12 protein-coding genes are annotated in these 16226 nt (G+C 60.7%); 9 read left to right on the top strand and 3 right to left on the bottom strand.

What is annotated here, in order from left to right; all coding sequences use genetic code 11:
* The first annotated feature begins 11 nt into the window (after positions 1-11).
* Together RO069_RS14470 and RO069_RS14475 are read left to right on the top strand one after the other, a co-directional pair.
* The gene (locus tag RO069_RS14470; RefSeq protein WP_328188433.1) at positions 12-1562 is read left to right on the top strand and encodes a class I adenylate-forming enzyme family protein; all 1551 of its coding nucleotides are present in this window, start codon (positions 12-14) and stop codon (positions 1560-1562) included.
* Between the two features lie 25 nt (positions 1563-1587).
* On the top strand, positions 1588-3162 hold the full coding sequence (locus RO069_RS14475; RefSeq protein ID WP_091855274.1) for a class I adenylate-forming enzyme family protein: 1575 nt from the start codon (positions 1588-1590) through the stop codon (positions 3160-3162).
* Between the two features lie 82 nt (positions 3163-3244).
* Here RO069_RS14475 and RO069_RS14480 read toward each other — a convergent pair whose 3' ends face one another.
* A complete protein-coding gene (locus RO069_RS14480) occupies positions 3245-4843 on the bottom strand; it encodes a class I adenylate-forming enzyme family protein (protein ID WP_091855275.1) in 1599 nt (532 codons plus the stop codon).
* A gap of 214 nt (positions 4844-5057) precedes the next feature.
* Between RO069_RS14480 and RO069_RS14485 the strand changes: the two genes are divergently transcribed.
* The gene (locus tag RO069_RS14485; protein ID WP_091855276.1) at positions 5058-5678 is read left to right on the top strand and encodes a TetR/AcrR family transcriptional regulator; all 621 of its coding nucleotides are present in this window, start codon (positions 5058-5060) and stop codon (positions 5676-5678) included.
* 24 nt (positions 5679-5702) lie between these two features.
* Here the strand turns inward: RO069_RS14485 and RO069_RS14490 are convergent, their stop codons facing one another.
* Positions 5703-6857: an acyl-CoA dehydrogenase family protein gene (locus tag RO069_RS14490; protein WP_264994534.1), complete on the bottom strand. Its 1155-nt coding sequence runs from the start codon at positions 6855-6857 to the stop codon at positions 5703-5705.
* A gap of 234 nt (positions 6858-7091) precedes the next feature.
* Here RO069_RS14490 and RO069_RS14495 point away from each other — a divergent pair, with 234 nt between their 5' ends.
* The 5 genes from RO069_RS14495 to RO069_RS14515 all read left to right on the top strand — a co-directional run bounded on the left by RO069_RS14495 (position 7092) and on the right by RO069_RS14515 (position 13642).
* Positions 7092-7982, top strand: coding sequence for a helix-turn-helix transcriptional regulator (locus RO069_RS14495; protein WP_091855279.1), 891 nt, complete (start codon positions 7092-7094; stop codon positions 7980-7982).
* Positions 7983-7995: 13 nt separating this feature from the next.
* The gene (gene menE / locus RO069_RS14500; RefSeq protein ID WP_091855278.1) at positions 7996-9579 is read left to right on the top strand and encodes an o-succinylbenzoate--CoA ligase; all 1584 of its coding nucleotides are present in this window, start codon (positions 7996-7998) and stop codon (positions 9577-9579) included.
* Between the two features lie 32 nt (positions 9580-9611).
* Positions 9612-10757 (top strand): acyl-CoA dehydrogenase family protein, encoded by a 1146-nt coding sequence (locus RO069_RS14505; protein WP_091855277.1) that lies wholly within the window; start codon positions 9612-9614, stop codon positions 10755-10757.
* A gap of 36 nt (positions 10758-10793) precedes the next feature.
* A complete protein-coding gene (locus tag RO069_RS14510; protein WP_328188435.1) occupies positions 10794-12596 on the top strand; it encodes an acyclic terpene utilization AtuA family protein in 1803 nt (600 codons plus the stop codon).
* A 176-nt stretch (positions 12597-12772) separates the two neighbouring features.
* Positions 12773-13642 (top strand): alpha/beta fold hydrolase, encoded by an 870-nt coding sequence (locus RO069_RS14515; protein WP_328188436.1) that lies wholly within the window; start codon positions 12773-12775, stop codon positions 13640-13642.
* A gap of 74 nt (positions 13643-13716) precedes the next feature.
* Here RO069_RS14515 and RO069_RS14520 read toward each other — a convergent pair whose 3' ends face one another.
* Positions 13717-14361 carry a glutathione S-transferase family protein gene (locus RO069_RS14520; protein ID WP_328188438.1) on the bottom strand — a complete coding sequence of 215 codons (645 nt, stop codon included), beginning with the start codon at positions 14359-14361 and terminating at the stop codon, positions 13717-13719.
* Between the two features lie 203 nt (positions 14362-14564).
* Here RO069_RS14520 and RO069_RS14525 point away from each other — a divergent pair, with 203 nt between their 5' ends.
* Entirely contained in the window at positions 14565-16187 is a 1623-nt protein-coding gene (locus tag RO069_RS14525; RefSeq protein ID WP_328188440.1) for an acyl-CoA carboxylase subunit beta, read from the top strand.
* Positions 16188-16226: the final 39 nt, after the last annotated feature.

Below are 16226 nucleotides of genomic sequence, written 5' to 3' on the forward strand. Positions count from 1 at the left end.
GGAGTCTAACGATGTCAAAGAGTCAGAGCGATGTTGCTATGATCGCCAGGGCGGCCTCGGTTACCGTTGGGGGGCTTTTTCGCCACCAGGCTCGCTACCAACCCCAGCGTGTAGCCCTGCAGGATGCCAGTGGTGAGTACACTTACGGGGAGCTCAACGAGCGTGTAAACCGCCTGGCTAACTGGCTGACTGGGCTCGGGCTGAGGCGTGGGGACCGGGTGGCGGTGCTATCCGAGAACCGTACCGAATACCTGGAAGCGATGCTGGCCGCGGCCAAGCTGGGCGCCATAGTCGCGGCTCAGAACTGGCGTCTGGCTGCAGGGGAGCTTGAGCACTGCATCCGGCTTACCGAGCCGCGGATAATGCTGGCCTCTGAGCGGCACGCGCCGGTGCTGGCGGATGTGAGCCACGACGTTACCACCGTTGTGCGTTTCGGCCAGGATTACGAGTCGGCGCTGGCAGGGGCGTCCACTGCAGAGCCGCCGAATGCCTCTCAGGGGGAGGACGGTCTGCTGATCCTGTACACCAGCGGAACCACCGGGTTGCCCAAGGGTGCGTTGATCAGTCACCGTGCCGAGATTGCCCGCGGCCAGACGTTCTACATTGATCACGAGATCGAACGGGAGGATGCTTTCGTCGCCTGGGCGCCGCTGTTCCACATGGTGTCTACTGACCTGTCATTGGCCGCACTGTGCCGCGGCAGCAAGGTAATCGTGCAGGATGGTTACGATCCGGACGCACTGGCCGCCGTGGTCGGTCGGGAACGAATCGGCTGGCTGGTGCTGATGCCGGGCATGATCGAGTCTTTCATAGAGGCCATGGGACGTGGCGGTATACAGCCGTCGGGTGTGAAGTCCTGCGGCTGTATGGCTGACCTGGTGCCGCTGCACCAGATCGCCGAAGTCACCCGGCTTCTGGATGCACCTTACGTTAACAGTTTTGGCTCCACAGAGACCGGCTCGGGGCCGGCCACCGCCGGGCTCATCGCCCCGGGCACGGTCGCGAAAAACTTGTCCAAGGTACAGAGCTCTTATTGTGAGGTCCGCCTGGTTGACGCCGATGACCAGGAGGTGCCGGATGGCGAACCCGGGGAACTGGCCATCCGCGGCCCTTCACTGTTCAGCGGTTACTGGCAAGCGCCGGAGGTGAACGCCAGGGATTTTCGCGGTGGCTGGTTCCACATGGGCGACATGTTCGTGCGCAATCCGGACGGGACGCTGGACTTCGTGGACCGACGCAAGTACCTGATCAAGTCCGGCGGTGAGAACATCTATCCGGCCGAAATTGAACGTGTTCTGCTCGCCGACGCCCGTATCGCCGAGGCGGTGGTGGTGCGCACGCCGGACGCCCGTTGGGGAGAGGTGCCGGTAGTGTTCGTCGTGCCAGCCGTCGACAACCTGCTGGAGGAAGACGTACTGGCGTGCTGCCGTGGCCGGATCGCTGGTTACAAGATGCCTAAAAACGTTCGTCTGGTAACCGACGCCGATCTGCCCCGCAGCACCACGGGAAAGATCAAGCGTCATGAGCTGGAGGCGAAACTGAAAAAGCCCGAGGCCGTCTGAGCGCCGTCCGGGGCGGGAGATTTACATGGATATCGGATTCATCACACGGCGCAGCCAGTGGCCATGTCGGCGCATCGGTGGCCATCGGCCGGCTGTGTCATTCGAGGACCGGGAGACTTGGACCCATGACCAGCTTCGCGAAAGGGTCAACGCCCGTGCCAACGCACTAATAGGGCGCGGAGTGCGTTCCGGGGACCGGGTTGGGATTCTGCTGTACAACGCCTTGGAGTACTGGGCACTGTACCTGGCAGTCACCCGTATCGGTGCCATTGCCGTGAGACTGAATTTCCGGCTCACTGCGGAGGAGCTGGAGTTCGCAATTACCGACTCCGGCTGCGGGACCCTATGTTTCCATGCCAGCCTGGCTGAAACCCTGGCGCCTGTTCGTCAGGGCCTGCCAGTGAGCGACTTCATCGCACTGGAGCAGGAAGATGCGCCGGTGCCCCACTGGGCAGCGTCCTGGTCCGTGCTCGACGGCGATACCGGCAACCCGCCGGGCCCGCGGCCGGCGCAGACGTACCCGGCCATGCTGATGTACACATCCGGAACCACCGGGCGGCCCAAGGGCGCATTGTGGAGCCACAGTAATGCCCTGTGGTTCGCTGCCATTCAGGCCCTGCAATGGGGGTTCGACCAGGACACGGTGGCCATGACCACCGGCCCCATGTACCACGTTGGCGCCGTGGAGGATCTGACCAGCTCGGCGCTGGCGGCCGGGGGGCACGCCGTAGTATTGAGAAGCGGGGGCTTTTCCATTTACAGGGTTCTGGCGACGGTCGAGCGACAGACTGTGACTGATCTGTTTCTCTTCCCGTTCATGATCTACGAGCTTGCCCAGCTGAACGTCGAGGAGGCGGAAAAATACGATCTGTCCAGTCTGAAACGTATTCTCTCCGGTGGCGACCCGCTGCTGCCGTGGGCCACGCAGGTGCTGCAGCGGCGCTATCCCTGGATTGAGATCTCGCAGGTCTACGGGCTCACCGAGGGCACGCCCATTGCCGCTTGTTCGACGGGCGAGGAAACCTTGAGTTGCCCGGACAGTGTGGGCCGGCCCATGCCGTTCACCGAGATTTCACTTCGGGACGATGAGGGGCAGCAAGTGGCCACCGGGGCCGAGGGTGAGATCTGGATCCGCAGCCCGGTGGTATGCGAACGTTACTGGCAGCGCCCGGATGCTAGCGCCGAGACCTTCGTGAATGGCTGGTGTCGCACCGGCGACCTGGGGCGGCTCACGGAGGACGGCCTGCTCTGTATATCCGGCCGGAAGAAGGATATGATTCGTACCGGCGGTGAGAATGTCTATCCAGCCGAGGTAGAGGACGTGTTGATGCGTCATCCGGACGTGCGCGAGGTTGCAGTAATCGCCGTGCCCGACGCCCGGTTTATTGAATCGGTCTGCGCGGTGGTGGTGCCGGGCAATGATGCGGCCATCGCCAAGGACATAATCGACCACTGCCGCAAACACCTGGCCGGATTCAAGTGCCCGAAGCACGTTGTGTTTGCCGATGAGCTGCCGCGAACGCCTTCGGGTAAGCTGATGAAGTATCGGCTGCGCGACGACTATCATCATTTGGGCACGGCACCGGACACCTTATTTTAGGGCGGGGTAGGTTTTTAGTATCCGTCTACCTTCTTGCGGTTTGGGGATGTTGATCCGGTGTATACTGCATCAAACTTTGGATTTATTCCGAAAAGTATCCCTCCATACCCTTTCGAATCAGGTGCTTCTGGATCTTGCCGGTGCCGGTACGGGGGAACTCATCCACCACCACAATAGCCTTGGGCACCTTGAAGCCCGCCAGGTGTTCCCGGCAGTGGGCGATCAGTTCGTCCTCGGTCACTTCTTCGCCCGGCATCAGGATCACGTTGGCGGTGATGGCCTCGCCCCAGCGTTCGTGGGGAATGCCTATGACCGCCGCCTCGGCGACCTTCGGGTGACCGATCAGGCAGCGTTCCACATCCAGTGAGGCGACATTCTCGCCGCCGGTCTTGATGATGTCTTTCTTGCGGTCGGTAAACCAGATTGCGCCATCCTCGTCGATGGACGCAATATCGCCACTGTGGAACCAGCCGTATTTGAAGGCTTCTTCGGTTTTTTCCGGCTGGTTCAGGTATTCGGTCATCACCTGCGGTCCCCGGTAGACGATCTCGCCGGATTCCCCCGGCGGCAGCAGGCGGCCGTGATCGTCCATAATGGCCACCCGGGTCATGGGGGTGGCGGTGCCCCAGGAGCCAGCCTTGCTCCACTGGTGTTCCGGGCGGATCAGGCAGGTGGCCGGGGTGAACTCGGTCTGGCCGGAGCCCAGCACCACATCGGCATTTGGGAAGGCATCATGAATGGCCTGCAGCTTTGATTCCGCCATCGGCGCCATGGCGTACAGCGCCCGCCTTACCGATGAGAAGTCCCGCTTGCTGGCTTCCGGGTCCGTCAGCATCTCGTTGTACATCATCGGCAGGCCCAGCAGCATGTATATGCGGTGCTTTTCGATCAGCCGGGCGCATTCCCGGGCATCAAAGCCCTTGGCCATCACCAGCTTGCCGCCCATCATGAACGTGGGCAGTGCCAGGCAGTTAACCGCGGTGCAGTGGAACAGTGGCAACTGACAGAGCATGGCGGCTTCCGGCGGAAGCTGATTGGCGATGACATTGGCCATGGCCGCCATGGTGACCGCCAGGTGGCTGGTGACCACGCCCTTGGGGTTGGCGGTGGTGCCGGAGGTGTAAAGCAGCTGCACCGGGTCCCGGTCGCCGACCACCACTTCGAGAGGGCTGTCGTTGCCGTTGTCGATCAGCTGCTGTACCGGCTTCCAGGTGTGCCCTCCGGCGCTATGGGTGCTGTCTCCGGTCCAGTAAAGGAACTCCAGGTCCGGCAACTGGTCGGGCAGCGCCTGCCCGGCTCCGGCCAGTGCCTCCTCGACGATCAGGACGCGGGTGCCGCAGTCCCTGAGGCAGTAGGCGATCTCATGGGGCTTCAGGCCCAGGTTGACCGGGGCAAACACCAGGTTGGCCCTGGCGCAGGCCATGTAACTCACCATCAGCTCGATGCAGTTGCGGGCCAGAATGCCCACGGGCTCGCCGGCTTTCAGGCCAAGGTCCAGCAGACTGTGGGCCATGCGGTTGGCCTGGTCCTCGAATTCCCGGTAGGTGAGGGTGCGGCCGTCGTCAACCATGGCGACGTTGTCGGGATAGAGGTCCGCTGCCCGGGTCAGCATGTCGCCGGCGCATACCCGGTCGATCATGTTCATGGTGGGGTCGGTTGCGTGTTGTGGTTGCCTGGCCATATGGGCCTCCGCCGTGTCGGGGTCTGTTGTTTTCATCAATCTAGCGGATAGCAAGGATTTGAGCAAGCGTTTGGTATTGTTGAGGTCGAAGGACCTTTGGGCCAATGCTGTGCATGCCTGTTTATTGGCTCGCCGTGATGGATTTGCTTTAGAATGCAGCGTGTTGATGGGACCGTACGGTTTCTTTGTTTAACCCCGTGAGAGAGCCGGAAACTTGGAATTCAGTGAAGAGATCGGCAAAGAACTGATTGAGAGCGGGAAAATCACCGACCCCAAAAGTCCCCGCGGGGTGGTGCTCAATACGGCTGCCCGCCTGTTCCGCCGCAAGGGTTATCTGCAGACAACGGTACGTGATATCGGGCGTGAGACGGGTATCCTGCCGGGCAGTATCTTTCACCATTACCGCAGCAAGGACGAAATTCTGCGCACGGTGATGGAAGAGAGCATCGTTCTCAACCTGGGCCGCCTGAAGCGGGCGCTGGAAAGTCGCCCGGCACTGGAGGATCGGCTACGCACCCTGATTTCTGTCGAGTTGTACGCCATGAATGGTGAAACCGGCGAAGCCTGGAGTGTCATGGTGGACGAGTGGCGCAATCTGTCCGAGGAGGGCAAGGCAACCATTCTCCGGCTGCGGGAAGAGTACGAAGGTATCTGGCTGGACGTGCTTCGAGAGGCTCACCAGGCCGGCGTGGTCACCATGGAGCCGGACATTCTTCGTAAGTTGCTGGCGGGTTCCCTGCACTGGACGCCGACCTGGTTCCGCCATGGCGGAGGTCTTTCCCTGGAGGATCTCACCGACCGGGTCTGGCAACTGGCCACGGGTCATCGTCCCTGACGACCCAGAGTCTTTCGCCCCGGTTTACTGGCCGCCGGGGTGGGTTCCCATGAACTTGGACAGAATGCCCAGCATGACTTCGTCGGCACCGCCGCCGATGGAAACCAGGCGCAGGTCCCGGTAGAAGCGGGTAATCAGGGTTTCGTTCATGAAGCCCATGCCACCGTAGTACTGCAGACAACTGTCAGTCACTTCCCGTGCAAGTCGTCCCGCTTTCAGCTTGGCCATGGAGGCCAGTCGGGTCATGTCCTCTCCGTTAATGTACCCTTCAGTGCACCGGTAAACCAGCGACCGCAGCAACTCCACTTCCGTCTGCAGTTCCGCCAGGCGGAAATGAATGCTCTGGTTGTGCAGTAGCGGCTTGCCGAAGGCGACGCGCTGGCGGGTATATTCAGCAACGTCTTCAATGCACTTCTCCAGGGAGCGAATGAGGCTGGCGGAACCCCACAGGCGTTCTTCCTGGAACTGCTGCATCTGGTAGATGAACCCCATACCTTCTTCACCGATGCGATAACGCTGGGGCACCCGCACGTCTTCAAAGAAGATCTGGGCAGTGTCGGAGCTGCGCATACCCAGCTTGTCCAGCTTGCGGGCGACGGTAACGCCCGGCGTATCCATGGGCAGAACGATCAGCGACTTGTTCTTGTGCACCGGGCCGTCGCCGGTGTTGGCCAGCAGGCACATGAAGTCGGCCTGGGTGCCGTTGGTGATCCACAGCTTGCCGCCATTGATGATGTAATCGTCACCGTCCTTGCGGGCGGTGGTCTTGATGGAGGCAACGTCAGAGCCGGCTCCCGGTTCGGATACGCCGATACAGGCGACGTAGTCACCGGAGATCGCGGGCGCCAGGAATTCCTTGCGCAGTTCATCGGAGCCTATCTTGGCCAGGGCGGGGGTGGCCATGTTGGTCTGAACCCCGACGGCCATGGGTATGGAGCCACAGTTGGTTTCACCCATGGCTTCGCAAAAGGCCAGGTCATAACTCCAGTCGAGTCCCATGCCGCCAAAGGCCTCGGGCTTGGTGATGCCGAGGAAGCCCTTGGCACCCATCTTCCGGAAAAGTTCGCGGGCCGGGAAGATGCCTTCTTTCTCCCACTCGTCCACGTAAGGGTTGATTTCCTCTGCAACGAATTTGCTGACGGAGTCGTAGAGGCTCTTGTGCTCGGTGGTGTAACGCATGCTGCTCTCCATTGGTCAAAGGCGGTGTATGGCCTTCTTTTCAGTTATTGTTACTGACACGGCTCGCTTGCGGATCAGGTTTCCGTGTGGGCAGGGAGCGGTGCCAGTTGATCGGTGGACAGGGTTATTCAGACATGAGACCAATCACTCGGTCAAATTATTCTAGTCCCAATCTTGAATTTGACCAAGTGTTAGGTCTAACCTTGGGGTGATGATAACCGAGAGGGTAACGCAATGAGTTTTACCCCCAGCCAAGAACAAGAAAACAGTCGGCTGATGTTGATTGGCCCGCACCGGGTTTTTTACTACGGTCTGCTGGGCAGACCCGGCGTCCGGAACTTCGGGTGTGCGACGCTGTATGTTTCCGACCTGGAACCTTTGCAGGTCAATATTGGCAATGGCTGGAGTGCCCGACACCTGGCGTGGGTGCCCCCCTATACCCCCCACCGTGTTCGCACGGCAGACCGGCACCTGGCTGTTGTCATGCTTGAGCCTGAGTACACGGATACGGTGATGGCCGGTGCCTGCATTCAACGGAAGTTGCAGGAGAACGCTTCGGCGGTAAGGGCGAGGATCCTCGAGGGTGTTATGCGCCTGCAGCAGGTAACCACCAGCGCCCGGCTTTCGGATGCGGAGTTTGATGACCTGCTGTTCGGCCAGCCCTTGCCGAGAAGGCTGCTAGACCCGAGGGTAAGCCACGTGGTGGACCACATCTGTGAAAATACGGCTGACCCCTGCAGTGCTTCTTGCCTTGCCGACAGTCAGGGGTTGTCCCTCTCCCGGTTCCTCCACCTTTTTAAGGCGGAAACCGGGATCTGTCTGCGCAAATACCGGGCCTGGCGCCGTGCGCGGACGTTGCTGTACCACGTGCGTTCTCCGTCTACGCTGACAGATATTGCGCTGGAAACCGGCTATCCAGATTCCACGCATTTCAGCCATTCCATACGGCGCATCTATGGTCTTCCGCCAAGGGATATTGTCAGTGGTTCACGCCGCCTGAGGATCCGTGTGCAGGTGACCGCCAGTAAGGGGCCGCCGAGCGCCTCCACAGCCAGTTCACGCAAGTTTGCACAGCCGGCCGCTGCTATGGTTCAGAGTTCAGCGTCTCCATGGGCAACCCGATGATCAGAGGTTCATTATGACTCAACAACAAACACAACAGACCGACCCCAGCCTCAGCTCCCACTACATCGGCGGCATTGGCGACTGGCTGCGTTACCATGCTTGGCACAGACCGGATACCGAGGCCGTTGTCTGTAACGATGATCGTGTGACCTACGGCGAATTCGACCAGCGTGTGAACCGTGCCGCCAACATGCTGGCGGCGCACGGAGCAACCCGGGGCAGCCGTGTGTGCCTGCTGATGCTCAACAGCACGGCATTCCTGGAAACCTTCTTTGCCTGCGCCAAGCTTGGGGCCATTGCGGTGCCGCTGAATTTCCGCCTCAGTGCCAAGGAGCTGGAATTCATTATCAACGATGCGGAAGCCTCGGTGATTGTCTACCATGCCCGCTTTCTGCCGTTACTGGAGCCCATCCGCAACGAGACCACCCTGCAGCATGCGGTGGCGGTAAACGGCGAATGCGGTGAAGGCATGCTCGGGGCGGACGGCGATCCGGACTACCGGGAAAGCCTGGCCGCTGCCGATGCCACCGACCGCAATGTGTTGGTCGGGCAGGACGATCCGTTGATGATGATGTATACCTCCGGCACCACCGGCAAGCCCAAGGGCGCCCTGCTGACCCACGCCAACCCCACGTGGGTGGCGATCAATACCCAGATGAGCCCCCTGGCTCTTAATACCTCAGATAGTACTTTGACAGTGGCGCCACTGTTCCACATCGGTGGCCTGGCGATTTACACCCTGCCGGTGCTTTATTGCGGGGGGCGCATACTTTTACAAGCCCAGTTTGAGCCAGAAAAGTTGTTAAAGATGCTCGAGAAAGAGCGGGTTAGCACGCTTTTCCTGCTGCCGGCCATGTGGCTGATGCTCAGCCAGCGACCGGATTTCGACGACTATGACCTGTCATCCCTCAAGGTGCTTCTGTCCGGTGGGGCACCGTGCCCGATCCCGGTGATCGAATTCTTCCAGAAGCGGGGCTTCCAGTTCCTGGAAGGCTTCGGTATGACAGAGACCTGTGCGTCCGCCTGTTTTCTCGATAATGAAAACGCCGTGCGCAAGAACGGCTCGGTGGGCAAGCCCCTGATCCATGTGCAGATGCGCATTGTGGACGAGAACGACAACGACGTGGCCCCCGGTGAAACCGGCGAGCTGGTGCTGCGTGGCCCCAGCATGTTCCGGGAGTACTGGAACCGTCCCGACGCCACGGCCGAGGAATGGCGTAACGGCTGGTTTCACAGTGGCGACCTGGCCCGACAGGATGACGAAGGCTTCTATTACATCGTCGATCGCAAGAAAGACATGCTGATTTCCGGTGGTGAGAACGTCTATCCCACCCAGGTGGAGCAGGTGCTCTACCGTCACCCGAAAGTGCGGGATGTGGCGGTGATCGGTGTGCCCGACGACAAATGGGGCGAAGTGCCCATGGCGCTGGTGGTGCCGGAAGAGGGCGAAGAGCCCACCCTGGAGGACATCCAGACTTACTGCAGCGAACACCTGGCCCGGTTCAAAGTGCCCAAGCACCTGGCAGTGGTGGAAGAGCTGCCTCGCACCGCCACCGGCAAGGTACTCAAGCGCGAGCTGCGCAAGCAATACCAGTAATTCGCCTGAACTGACATAACCGAGGAAGATTCATGACCACCAGTAGTCCGTTCTACACCGCCGAACACGAGGCCTTCCGGGATTCGGCGCGTGCCTTTGTCCGCAAGGAGATTGAGCCCTTCGTCACCGAATGGGATGAGGCCGGCACTTTCCCCCGAGAACTCTACAAGAAAGCCGCTGACATTGGTCTGATCCCCCTGGGCTATCCGGAGGAGTACGGTGGCATCGAAGCGGACCTGTTCTATATGATCATTTCCGCTCAGGAGCTGGCCAGGGCTGGTTGTGGTGGCCTGTCCGCCAGTCTGATGAGTCATGGCATCGGTTCGCCACCAATCGTGAAGTACGGCTCCGAAGACCTCAAGCAGCGTGTGCTGCCACCGATCTTTGCCGGAGAGGCCATCAGTGCCCTGGCCATTACCGAACCCGGTGGCGGCTCGGACGTGGCTGCACTGAAGACCACCGCGAAACGGGATGGCGACCATTACATCGTTAACGGCTCCAAGACCTTCATCACTTCCGGTATGCGCGCGGACACCTACACCGTGGCTGTACGTACCGGTGAGGCTGGCCACAAGGGCATTTCCCTGCTGGTGATCGACCGGGGCACCCCGGGCTTCACCCGCACACCCCTGGACCGGAAGATGGGCTGGTGGTGTTCCGATACCGCCACCCTGTATTTCGATGACTGTCGTGTGCCGGTGGGCAACCTGCTGGGGGAGGAGAACCAGGGTTCGAAGATGATCATGAACAATTTCAACTATGAGCGTATATTCATGGCTGCCAGTTGCATCGGCTTCGCCCGCGCTTGTTACGAAGAAACCGTAGATTATGCCCGCCAACGCCAGACCTTTGGCAAGTCGCTGATCGAGCACCAGGTGGTTCGCCACAAGCTGGCGGATATGTACATGAAGATCGAGGCCAGCCAGGCCTACCTGGAAAAACTCGCCTGGCGGATCGATCACGGGGAGAACCCGGTAGCCGATGTGTGCCTGCTCAAGAACCAGAGCACCCTGACCATGGAGTACTGCGCCCGGGAAGCGGTACAGACCCTCGGTGGTGCCGGCTTCCTGCGTGGACCCAAGTCGGAGCGCATCTATCGTGAAGTCCGGGTCAACGCCATCGGCGGTGGTGCCGAAGAAATCATGCGGGACCTGGCGTCCCGTCAGCTTGGCCTTTAACGGCCCGGCCATTTCATCAAGTCATTCGAGGTTGAGATGTCAGACAAGGTTATCAAGATCGGTGGTGCCTCCGGGTACTGGGGCGACACAGCACTGGGGCCGAAACAGCTGATCAGCCATGGTGGGGTGGACTACCTGATCCTGGACTACCTGGCGGAAATCACCATGTCGATTCTCGCCAAGGCCCGCTCCCGCGACCCGGAAGCCGGCTACGCCACGGACTTTATCGAACGGGTGATGAAGCCCTGGGTCAGGGAAATTGCCGACAAGCGGATCAAGGTCATCGCCAATGCCGGTGGGGTCAACCTGGAGGCCTGCCGCCGGGCCCTGGAGGCGGTGGCGGAAGAGGCCGGCGTCACCCTGAAGATCGGCACCGTGGAAGGGGACAACCTGCTGGAGCGGGCCGACGAACTCCGGCAAAAGGACCTGCGGGAAATGGAAACCGGTGCCCCCATGCCCGACAGGGTCATGAGCGTGAACGCCTATCTGGGCGCCTTCCCCATAGCCGCGGCCCTGGATGCCGGGGCCGATATTGTGGTGACCGGCCGCTGCGTTGACAGTGCGCTCGCCGTAGGGCCGCTGGTCCATGAATTTGGCTGGCAGCCCGAGGATTACGACCGCCTGGCGGCCGGCGGCCTGGTGGGTCATCTGATCGAGTGTGGCGCACAGACCAGCGGTGGCAATTTTACTGACTGGGAAGAGACCCAGGCAGGCTGGGAGAACACCGGTTTTCCCATTGCTGAAGTGTCCGCCGATGGCAGCTTCGTGCTGACCAAGCCACCGGAGACGGGTGGCCTGGTCTCGGTACTGACCGCCGGCGAGCAGATGCTGTATGAAATCGGCGATGCCCACAGCTATGTGCTGCCGGATGTGATCTGCGACTTCACCAGCGTCACCATGGAGCAGGTGGGTGATGACCGGGTTCTTATCAAGGGGGCCCGGGGCCGTGAGCCCACCGCCACCTACAAGGTCAGCGCCACCCATATGGGCGGCTTTACCTGTATCGGCAGTTTCGTGATCGTCGGCCGGGATGCTGCGGCCAAGGCCCGTCGTATGGGCGAGGCAATCCGCAATCGAACCTCCTCAATGCTGGAAGAGGAGGGCTTGCCGGCGTTTACCAAGAGCGACCTGCAGGTGATTGGGGCCGAGGCCATGTTCGGCGACCAGGCCAGGCCGGAAGCGCGTCAGGTCCGTGAAGTCGTTCTGCGCCTGGGTGTCCATCACCCACGCAAGGAAGGTGTGGAGCTTTTCTCCAAGGAGTTCGTCGGCGCTGCGTTATCCATGTCGCCAGCGGTGACCGGCGTCACCCCCGGGCGGCCGCGGCCCAGCCCGGTCGTCAGTCTGTTCTCGGGACTGATCGACAAGGACCAGGTGCCGGTAACCGTGAAGGTCGGCGGCGAGCCCGTTGCCCTGAAGGTGGCCAGTCTGCGAGGCCAGGGTCAGCCACAACCGGCCGCGCCGGTGGAGTCGCCCCGGGTGTCGGAGGGCCGCACAACCACCTTGCCATTAATCGATCTTGCCGTCGCCCGCAGTGGCGACAAGGGCAACTACGCCAATATTGGCGTGATCGCTCGCGACTCCCGTTATTTCGATGTGATTCGCGCTGCCCTGACCCCTGAGCGTGTCAAAGCCTGTTTCAGCGGGCTGACACGGGGCGAAGTGACGGCGTATCCTTTGCCGGGTATTCACGGCATCAACTTCCTGTTGGCGGAGTCCCTGGATGGTGGGGGTGTCAGCTCCCTCCATCTCGATCCACAGGGGAAAACCTACTCCCAAGTACTGCTGGAACTGGAGATTCCGGTGCCGGAACAGGATGCCTGTAACTGGGGACTGGTCTGACTCAGACGGGACACGCGAACTGCAACAGTCCCCGTTGTGTAGTAGTCGCAAAACTATCTGGCATTTTTGACGGTAATTAAGGCTTCATCATGACTTTGATAGCAAGCGCTCGATAAGCTTGCGATGACTGATCCCCTGCCATGTCACGGGTGGGGGCGTAACACCGGAGAAATTCTATGGAACGCATCTATCTCAATGGCGCATCGGGTCTGAAACTGGCTGCTGATGTGGCAGGTCACCCGGAGCATCAGCCTGTGGTCATGCTCCACGGTGGTGGCCAGACCCGTCACTCCTGGGGCGCGCTGACCCGTACCCTGGCCGGTAACGGCTACCGGGCCATGACTGTGGATATGCGTGGCCATGGGGAAAGCGACTGGTGCCCAGAAGGGGACTACACCCTCGACCGCTTCGTGGAGGATGTGCACGCCATTCTGGCGGAACTGAAGCGGCCTCCCGTGCTGATCGGTGCCTCACTCGGTGGCATCAGTTCCCTGCTGGCGGCTGGAGAGGGTTCACACCTGCCCCTCCATGGCCTGGTGCTGGTAGACATTGTGCCCAGGGTCGAGCCGGAGGGGGTGCAGCGTATCCGTCAGTTCATGTCGGCCCATGTCGGCGGCTTCGATTCCTATGAAGAAGTGGTGGCGGCCGTCAACGGCTATATGCCTCACCGCAAGGCCAGACCCCGCTCCCGGGAGGGGCTGCGCAAGAACCTGCGGGTCGGGGAGGACGACCGTCTTTACTGGCATTGGGATCCGGCCTTTATCAGTGGTGATCGCACACCGGGGTCCGTCCGCAATGTGGAGCGGTTGCGGGATGCTGCGCGGCGCATCGACGTGCCCACACTCCTGGTACGGGGCAAGATGAGTGACGTGGTCAGCGAGGAAGGGGTAAGGGACTTCCTGCAACTGATTCCCGGTGCCCGCGCGGTTGATGTGAGCGGGGCAGGGCATATGGTGTCCGGCGACCAGAATGATGTCTTCAACGATGCCATCCTGGAGTTCCTGGCGGAAGTCCAGGATGCCGGCCGCTGCGGCACCACAGCCTGATTCTCTCCGTTACATCGTTGACTGACGGGAAACCATCCGGGAGGGCTTCTGACCCTCCCTGTCCTGAACGGGGTTCAGGAAATACCTTGGGGCGTGGCCGCCTCTTCCTGGCTCTCCAGTGCCCGTTTGAAGGCGTCACGATGCTGGACCCTCTGCCAGTAAGCCAGGGTGTTGGGGCCAAACTCGTTTTCCATGTTCAGATTCTCTGCCAGCATCAGTGCATAGGCTACGGAGATATCCGCTGTGGTGAAGGTGTCGCCAAGGATCCACGGCGAGGTTTTCTCCAGTGAGGCTTCCACGCCCCGCAGCCTTCCGAGGAACCACTTCTTATAGTCTTCCGCGACCTGGGGTACTCGGCGCTCTTCTGGTTCAAGGCGGGTGTAGCGCAGCACCAGGGTCTGTGGGAAGGTGAGGGTGGCCTCACCGAAGTGCAGCCAGTTCAGGTAAGCACCGTAACGGGGGTCGTCCACCGGAATGTTCAGCTTGCCCTGACCATACCGTTCCGCCAGGTACTGGGCAATGGCGGATGACTCCGTCATGAAGGTGTCACCGTCAAAGAAGGCCGGGATGGTACCCAGGGGGTTGATGCCCAGGTACTCCTTTTTGAACATCCGGGGCGGGAACGGCAGCATCATCAGTTCGTAGTCCAGGCCCAGTTCTTCCAGTGCCCATAACGCCCGGAACGAACGGGCACTCATGCAGTGGTACAGCTTGATCATAGGTTTCTTTCCGTTTGTTGGTTTTTTGTGATTCTAGTATTGACCAATCGCTTGATCAAATTTATTTTGAAGAAAAGGGCAGCCCCGGAACCGCGCCAGCCAGTTCACACAAGACGGGCGCAAAGGATTCTTTCAGCATAGCCCGATAACAGGCACTGGTTTTGATGCCAGTGAGGAATTCACGAACCTGGAATACCAAACCTATGGCAGTCATCGAGTCCAAACTATCGGTTGGCAGCGACACGTTTCGCGAGAATCAACAGGGTATGCTCTCTCTGCTGGAACGCATCCGCGAACTGGAAAACCGCACCCGGACCAAGTCCGAGGCTTCCAAGGAGCGCTTCGAGAAGCGGGGCCAGTTGCTGCCAAGAGAGCGTATCGCCCTGGTGCTGGATCCGGGTGCGCCCTTCCTGGAGCTGTCTACCCTGGCCGGTTATGGGCTGGATACCCCGGACCCGGACCAGAGTGTGCCCGGTGGTGGCGTGGTGGCCGGAATCGGCTACGTTTCCGGCGTAAGGGTGATGATTGCCGCCAACGACTCGGGCATTGATGCCGGCGCTATGCAAGCTATGGGTCTGGAAAAACAGCTGCGGGTCCAGGAACTGGCCCTCAAGAACAAACTGCCCTACGTCCAGCTGGTGGAGAGTGCGGGCGCCAACCTGCTGAAATACAAGGTGGACCAGTTTATACACGGCGGTACCCTGTTTGCCAACCTGACCCGCCTGTCGGCGGCCGGGCTGCCCGTGGTCACGGTCACCCACGGCTCGTCCACCGCAGGCGGTGCCTACCAGACCGGTCTGTCCGATTACATCATCATGGTTCGTGACCGCTCCAGGGCTTTCCTGGCCGGGCCTCCCCTGCTCAAGGCGGCCACCGGTGAAATCGCCACCGAGGAAGAACTCGGTGGCGCCGAGATGCACACCAGCATCTCCGGACTGGGGGATTACCTGGCAGAAGACGACCGCGACGCCCTGCGCATGGTGCGCGAGATTGTCGCCCAGCTGGACTGGGATGGTGAGCTGCCGGAAGACAAGCCACGCTCCTTCCAGCCACCTCGCTATGACCGGGAAGAACTGCTGGGCGTTATGCCTATGGACTACAAACGGCCGGTGGACATGAAAGAGGTGATTGCCCGCATCGTGGATGACTCCTACTTCCTGGAGTTCGGCGCCAACTATGGCTCTTCCACGGTTTGTGGCCATGCCAAGGTTGAGGGCCTGCCGGTGGGCATTATCACCAATAACGGTCCTATCGACCCGGCCGGTGCCACCAAGGCTACCCACTTTATCCAGGCTTGCTGCCAGTCGCAGACGCCGATTCTGTACCTGAACAACACCACCGGCTTCATGGTTGGCAAGGAATACGAACAGGCTGGCATCATCAAGCATGGCTCCAAGATGATCCAGGCGGTGACCAACGCCACTGTGCCCCAGATCACCATCTACTGCGGCGCCTCTTTCGGGGCAGGTAACTACGGGATGTGCGGACGAGGCTTTGCGCCCCGGTTCTGTTTCTCCTGGCCCAATGCCAAGACTGCCGTTATGGGCGCCGAACAGGCCGCCAAGACCATGACCAACGTCACCGAGGCGGCCATGAAGCGCAAGACCGGCGAGGTGGACCACGACAAGCTCGCCGCCATGGAAAAGAAGATCGTAGACACCTTCGAGAGCCAGATGGATGTGTTCACCACCAGCGCCCGGCTCCTGGATGATGGCGTGATCGACCCCCGTGAGACCCGCTCGGTACTGTCCTACGTGCTGTCGGTCTGTCGTGACGCAGAGCGGCGTGAGCCCCACAAGATGCAGTTTGGTGTGGCGCGTCCCTGACCCTGATGGAATCCCGGAACCCGGCCGGCATTGCCGGCC

This window comes from Marinobacter sp. OP 3.4 (assembly GCF_036224885.1).
Classification (GTDB): Bacteria; Pseudomonadota; Gammaproteobacteria; order Pseudomonadales; family Oleiphilaceae; genus Marinobacter.

Coding starts and splice junctions, on each gene's coding strand:
- RO069_RS14470 (WP_328188433.1), top strand. CDS start 12: ATGTCAAAGAGTCAGAGCGATGTTGCTATGATCGCCAGGGCGGCCTCG.
- RO069_RS14475 (WP_091855274.1), top strand. CDS start 1,588: ATGGATATCGGATTCATCACACGGCGCAGCCAGTGGCCATGTCGGCGC.
- RO069_RS14480 (WP_091855275.1), bottom strand. CDS start 4,843: ATGGCCAGGCAACCACAACACGCAACCGACCCCACCATGAACATGATC.
- RO069_RS14490 (WP_264994534.1), bottom strand. CDS start 6,857: ATGCGTTACACCACCGAGCACAAGAGCCTCTACGACTCCGTCAGCAAA.
- RO069_RS14495 (WP_091855279.1), top strand. CDS start 7,092: ATGAGTTTTACCCCCAGCCAAGAACAAGAAAACAGTCGGCTGATGTTG.
- menE (WP_091855278.1), top strand. CDS start 7,996: ATGACTCAACAACAAACACAACAGACCGACCCCAGCCTCAGCTCCCAC.
- RO069_RS14505 (WP_091855277.1), top strand. CDS start 9,612: ATGACCACCAGTAGTCCGTTCTACACCGCCGAACACGAGGCCTTCCGG.
- RO069_RS14510 (WP_328188435.1), top strand. CDS start 10,794: ATGTCAGACAAGGTTATCAAGATCGGTGGTGCCTCCGGGTACTGGGGC.
- RO069_RS14515 (WP_328188436.1), top strand. CDS start 12,773: ATGGAACGCATCTATCTCAATGGCGCATCGGGTCTGAAACTGGCTGCT.
- RO069_RS14520 (WP_328188438.1), bottom strand. CDS start 14,361: ATGATCAAGCTGTACCACTGCATGAGTGCCCGTTCGTTCCGGGCGTTA.
- RO069_RS14525 (WP_328188440.1), top strand. CDS start 14,565: ATGGCAGTCATCGAGTCCAAACTATCGGTTGGCAGCGACACGTTTCGC.